At 71.5% G+C, this 2,942-nt stretch carries 3 protein-coding genes; 1 reads left to right on the forward strand and 2 read right to left on the reverse strand.

Annotated elements, in window-relative coordinates; all coding sequences use genetic code 11:
- Positions 1-301: 301 nt before the first annotated feature.
- Positions 302-922, forward strand: a complete 621-nt coding sequence (locus NON22_RS22645; protein WP_257389255.1) for a TetR/AcrR family transcriptional regulator — start codon at positions 302-304, stop codon at positions 920-922.
- Positions 923-1,074: 152 nt separating this feature from the next.
- On the opposite strand, the gene NON22_RS22650 is transcribed toward NON22_RS22645, so the two are convergent.
- On the reverse strand, positions 1,075-1,962 hold the full coding sequence (locus NON22_RS22650; RefSeq protein ID WP_257389256.1) for a dienelactone hydrolase family protein: 888 nt from the start codon (positions 1,960-1,962) through the stop codon (positions 1,075-1,077).
- Between the two features lie 347 nt (positions 1,963-2,309).
- On the reverse strand, positions 2,310-2,942 hold a 633-nt coding region (locus tag NON22_RS22655), incomplete at its 5' end, for a chemotaxis protein CheB (RefSeq protein ID WP_425508020.1).

The following is a 2,942-nucleotide window of genomic DNA, read 5'->3' on the forward strand; positions in this document are numbered from 1 at the left end:
CGCCGGCGGATCGGTGCGCGGCAGCGCCGGGACGCAGCCGGCCAGCACGACCGCCAGCGCCGCCGCGAGCACGGCGGCGGCGTGCCGGACGATTTGCTCCGGCAGCGGCGAAGGAGAGGTGCCCGGCATGCGTTTCTGCCCGGCCTGCGGCTGCAGCATCGTCCGATATCCCGCAATCCTGTTGCGACGCAGTATCGGCCGCGCTGCCGGGGCGGCTTCTTGATCGAGATCAACTAACGACCGGCAGGTCGTTAGCAGACTGCGGATCACGAGATGGCGCCGCTCGCGCGGCGGAGAACGCATGAACGCAACGGTGGTCCGCAAACGCGTCCGGCTCGCGCCCGCGCAGCGCTGCGAGCTGATCCTCGACGCGGCGCTGGCGGAGTTTTCCGCGCACGGCTATGCCGCCGCGCGCATCGAGGACATCGCGCATCGCGCCGGTCTGTCCAAGGCCGGCGTCTATACCCACTACGCGAGCAAGGAGGCGATCTTCGAAGCGCTGCTCAACAAGCTGCTGCGCGCGCCGACCGTCGACGAGCCGTACCGGGAACTGCGCGATCAGGCCGGCCTCGAGGCGGCAGTCGACCGCTTCCTCGATCGCGCGTACGCGCGGCTGCGCGATCCCGGCGTCGCGGCGATCTTCCGGCTGCTGATCAGCGAGGGCAGCCGCGTGCCGCAACTCGTGCGCGCCTGGCGCAGCGGCATGCTCTGGCCGCACCTGCAGGCGCACGAGCCGTTGCTTGCGCGGCTCGGCGGCGCCGACGGCCTTGGCGAGCGCATCGAGCTGGCCTATTCGCCGGTACTGCACGCGCTGATGCAGCACTTGGTGTTCGGCGACGATCTCGACGAGGCCGCGACGGCGCCGACGCGCCACGCCCACCGCCGCCTGCTGCTCGCGCTGCTCGGCGAGCCCGCGCGCTAGTGCCACGTCCCGCCAATGACCATCGAACGATTCCTGGGTCTTTCGCCGCGATACGTCGTTGCCGATGGTTGCGCTGACCTGGCGACGACTACTTCCGGTGCCGGGTCCCGGGGCGATCTCTCAGAATTTCGACGTATTTGCGGAACAGGAGACTAGGCGAGGCGTTCGTGCAGGAACGCGACGCTGCGGCTCCAGGCCAGCCTGGCGGCGGCTTCGTCGTAGCGCGGCGTCGTGTCGTTGTTGAAGCCGTGCTGGGTGCCCGGATAGGTGTGCGCCGTATAGGACTTGCCGTTGGCCTTCAGCGCGGCTTCGTACGGCGGCCAGGTCGCGTTGACGCGCTCGTCCTTGTCGGCGAAGTGCAGCAGCAGCGGGGCGCGGATCGCCGGCACGTCCTCGAGGTTCGGCGCCGGTCCGTAGAACGGCACCGCGGCGGCGAGCTCGGGTACTTTGGTCGCGAGCACGTTGCTCATGCCGCCGCCGTAGCAGAAGCCGATCACGCCGAGCTTGCCGTTGCCCTGCGGCAGGGTCTTCAGCGCGCCGGCCGCGGCGATGAAGTCGGTGCGGGTCTTGGCCTGGTCGAGCTTGCCGAACAGCTCGCGCGCCTTGTCCTCGTCGCCGGGATAGCCGCCGAGCGGCGCGAGCGCGTCGGGAGCGAACGCGACGAAGCCCTCGAGCGCGAGGCGCCGTGCGATGTCCTCGATGTGCGGATTGAGCCCGCGGTTCTCGTGCACGACGAGCACGAGCGGCAGCTTGCCCTCGGCCTTGGCCGGCGCGACGAGATAGCCCTTGACCGTGCCGTTGCCGTCGGGCGACGGAAATTCGGTGCGCTGCGTCGTGATGCGCGCGTCGCTGTCGGCGACCTGTTGCGCCGCGGCGAACTGCGGGCTCAGCTGCTGCAGGATCAGCTCCGCGGCGAGCGCGCCGCCGGCGTACCGGGCGATCTTCGCGAGAAAGCCGCGGCGGCTCAGTGCACCGTGCACGTAGGCATCGAAATCGATGAGCACCTGCGGATCGAAATCGGCGCTGGTCTTGCGGGTCATGGCGCACTCCGGCGGCGGACGGGGATGCCGAGCATGCGATCTGCGCCGGGGCTATGCAATCCGCGGCCGGCGGCAGCGGGCCCGGCGGCGCGCGGCGGTCCTGCCGGCGATCGTTGCGGGAGGCGATCGGGCCGGACCACGCTTCCGCGCTGCGCACGGCTACTCGCTTTCATCCTGCCGCCGTTATTTGGATATTCGTAAGAATATTCAACATAAGGAAACGCATCGCGGCGCACGCGGCGCCCGATCTCCGCGGCGACGGAGCAGGGGGCGCGCTGCTCGCTGCGGATCCCGCACGCGGGCTCCCGGAGCGCCGGACGAATCCGTCGGCGCCGATTCGCGTTCGGTCAGCGCCGCGGCGCGTGCACGAGGCGGTTCAGCAGCGGCGCGATGTCCACGAGCGGCACGCAGTAGTCGGCACCGGCCTGGGCCAGCGCGGCCGCCGGCATCAGGTCGACTTCGGCGTCGTCGGGATGCTGCACGACGGCCAGGCCGCCGCGCTCGCGGATGCGCTGCAGGCCCAGCGCGCCGTCGCTGTTGGCGCCGGTCATGACGACGCCGGCGACGCGGTCGCCGTGCGCGACCGCGGCCGACTCGAACAGCACGTCGATCGAGGGGCGCGCGAATCCGACGCGCGGATCCACCGACAGCGCGAAGCGGCCGTCCTCGCCGACGAGCAGGTGATAGCCCGACGGCGCGATGTAGACGTGGCCCGGCAGCGGCCGCGTTCGTTCGGCCGCCTCCAGCACCGGCAGCGCGCTGCTGCGCGCGAGCAGCTCGCAGAGCACGCTGACGTCCTCCGAGCCGGTATGGCAGACCGCGATCAGCGGCGCCGGGAAATCCGCGGCGAGGCCGGCGAGCAGGATATGCAGCGCGCGCAGGCCGCCGGCCGAGCAGCCGGCGACGACGAGGGCCGGCGCGGGCGTCATGGCCGGCTCACGGCAGCGCGGCGCGGAGGAACGGCGCGCCGGCACGTCGCC

Origin of the sequence: Tahibacter caeni (genome assembly GCF_024609805.1) — a bacterium.
GTDB lineage: Bacteria > Pseudomonadota > Gammaproteobacteria > Xanthomonadales > Rhodanobacteraceae > Tahibacter > Tahibacter caeni.